Source organism: Methylobacterium isbiliense (assembly GCF_022179325.1).
GTDB lineage: Bacteria > Pseudomonadota > Alphaproteobacteria > Rhizobiales > Beijerinckiaceae > Methylobacterium > Methylobacterium isbiliense.
The window spans coordinates 1-2,570 of the sequence record NZ_BPQQ01000119.1; the positions used below are offsets into that span (position 1 = coordinate 1).

General features: G+C 67.3%; 2 protein-coding genes. Both read right to left on the reverse strand.

The genetic code is table 11. The annotated features are described in order from the left end of the window. Window positions 1–124: 124 nt before the first annotated feature. Window positions 125–967, reverse strand: a complete 843-nt coding sequence (gene istB / locus MFF61_RS32235; protein ID WP_238241767.1) for an IS21-like element helper ATPase IstB — start codon at window positions 965–967, stop codon at window positions 125–127. Beyond that, complete coding sequence (gene istA, locus MFF61_RS32240; protein ID WP_238241768.1) at window positions 964–2,463, reverse strand: IS21 family transposase; 1,500 nt, start codon at window positions 2,461–2,463, stop codon at window positions 964–966. The genes istB and istA overlap by 4 nt, the downstream gene beginning before the upstream one ends. Window positions 2,464–2,570: the final 107 nt, after the last annotated feature.

Consider the following 2,570-nt stretch of genomic DNA (forward strand, 5'->3'; position numbering starts at 1 on the left):
GTGTAAAGGGCGGTCCAATTTCAGGCCGCCGGGGCGGAGCAAAACTAGGCCACTGGCGACTGGCGGGCTGAACACTGAAGACGCCTGAGCGAGCCCCTTCAGCCTTCGTAATTCATCGTCAGGGTCAGGTCGGCAGGACCTCGCCAGTCTCGGGATCGTGGGGATCGGCACTGGCCTGGTTTTGCTCCGCCGCGCCGAGGCGGCCGCGCCGGCTGCGGGAGGCTTTGAGGCGGTAGCTGTCGCCATTCAGGCTCAAGATGCTGACGTGGTGGGTCAGCCGGTCGAGCAACGCACCGGTGAGCCGCTCCGAGCCCAGAACTGACGTCCAGTCCTCGAACGGCAGGTTCGAGGTCACCACGGTCGAGCCGCGCTCGTAGCGCTGGGAGAACACCTCAAACAGCAACTCCGCCCCCGTCGACGACAGCGGCACGTAGCCGAGTTCGTCGACGATCAGGAGCTTCACCGCGGCCAGCTCACGCTGAAGCCTGAGCAGGCGGCGCTCGTCGCGCGCCTCCAGGAGCTGGTTGACCAGCGAGGCCGCGGTGGTGAACGTGACCGGGAAGCCCTTTTGACAGGCCGCCAGGCCGAGAGCCAAGGCAATGTGGGTCTTGCCGGTGCCCGAGTTGCCGAGCGCGATCACGTTCTCTCGGCTGAGGATGTAGCCGCAGCGCGCCAGTTCCAGCACAAGCATCTTGTTCAGGCTCGGGATCGCGGCAAAGTCGAAGGTGTCGAGGCTCTTCACCGCCGGGAAGCGTGCTGCCCGGATCCGACGCTCGACCAAGCGCCGCTCGCGGTCGATCAGCTCCAGCTCGACCAGCCGCAGCAGGTAACGCGGGTGGTCGAGACCGCTCTGAGCGCACTCGCGGGCAACCTTGTCGTACTCACGCAGCACCGTGGGCAGCTTGAGCTGCTTGAGGTGGTGAGCCAGCAGGACGCCCGGCGTGGTCTCGTCGCGCGTCGGGCTCATGCTGCCACCTCGGGCACCAACACGGCGTAGTCGGCGGCCACGGTGGTCCGCACCGAGGTTCTGGGCAGGTGCGGATAGGCTGCCAAGTCGAGCCGGGGCGGCCGGCGTTCGAGCCGGGCCAGCGCAATCAGCTTGACCGCGTCGAAGCCGATCGCCCCGAGCCGGATCGCCTCCGTGACGGCTGCGGCCACCACGTCCTTGGGCATCGCTTCCATCAGGCGCAGCACCTGGATGAACTCGCGCTTGCCCCGGTTGCCCATGCGCGCCTCGAGAAGGTGGCGCAGGTGCTGGAACACCTCGGGCAGATCCCAGCCCTGCAGCGCGGCGGCCTGGTCGAGGGCGTTCGGTTTGATCTCGATCAGGGCGAGGTAGTGCAACGGATCGGAGACGAACACGCCGGTGCCGTAGCTGCGCGTGTGCCGGGCGATCTCGATCCCACCGCACAGGATCACGACCTCGTCGACGAAGCCCTTCACCAGCACGTCCCGGAAGCCGTAGGCCGTGGGCACCGAGTAGTCGTTGCCGTGGTAGCGCACCAACGCGGTCGAGGAGACGCGCGCTGCCCGCGTCTCGCATGGCTCCAGCGGGACCGCCGGCAGGGCTCGCAGGACCGCGCGGTCGGCTAGGAGCCGCGTGCCGATGCTCTCAGCTTGCCGACCAGTGCGCTCGTCCTGCCGTGCCCGGCAGCGGCGCTCCAGATCGGCGTTCAGCGCCTCGAACGAGGCGGCCTCCGGGGCCGGGGTCATGAAGTTGGACCGGGCGAACTTGACCAGCCCTTCGACCTTGCCCTTGTCGTTGCCCTTGCCCGGACGCCCGAAGCGATCCCGGAACAGGTAGTGGCTCACCAGCTCGGTGAAGGCGCGGGTGCGCTCGCGCCGTCCGTCGCCGCAGATCTTGGCCACCGCGATCTTGGTGTTGTCGTACAGGATCGACAGCGGCACGCCCGCGAAGAAGGCGAAGGCGGCGACATGCCCGTCGAGGAAGGCTTCAGTCGTCTCCCGTGGATACGCCTTCACAAAGCAGGCGTCAGAGTGCGGCAGGTCCATGCAGAGGAAATGGATCTTCCGGCGCACGCCGCCGATCGTGGCCACCGCCTCGCCGAAGTCGACCTGGGCATGGCCGGGCGGATGGGCGAGCGGCACGAAGGTCTCCCGCCCCTGTGCCCGGCAGATCCGGACATGGTCCTTCACCACCGTGTAGCCGCCGGTATAGCCGTGCTCGTCGCGCAGCCGCTCGAAAATCCGTTTGGCCGTGTGCCGCTGCTTGACCGGCGCAGTCCGGTCAGCCTCCAGGATGGCTGTGATCACCGGCAGAAGAGGCCCAAGCTTCGGCTTCTCGACCGGCTTCGAGCGCGTATAGCCCGGCGGCAGAGAGAACCGGCACATCTTGGCGATCGTCTCTCGGCTCAGCCCGAACACGCGAGCTGCCTCACGCCGAGAGTTGCCCTCGATGAACACGAACTGCCGAACGGCCGCGTAGACTTCCACGGCAAACATCCCCAGCTCCTCTCGAAAGAGAAGCTTCTCCACTGGCCGGCTTTTGCGCCGCCCGCATCAGCACGACGCCGACGCTCCAGTGGATGGTTTTGTCACCGCCCTACACA

Excerpts from the sequence above, each read along its gene's own strand:
- istA (WP_238241768.1), bottom strand. The coding sequence starts at position 2,463 with ATGTTTGCCGTGGAAGTCTACGCGGCCGTTCGGCAGTTCGTGTTCATC.
- istB (WP_238241767.1), bottom strand. The coding sequence starts at position 967 with ATGAGCCCGACGCGCGACGAGACCACGCCGGGCGTCCTGCTGGCTCAC.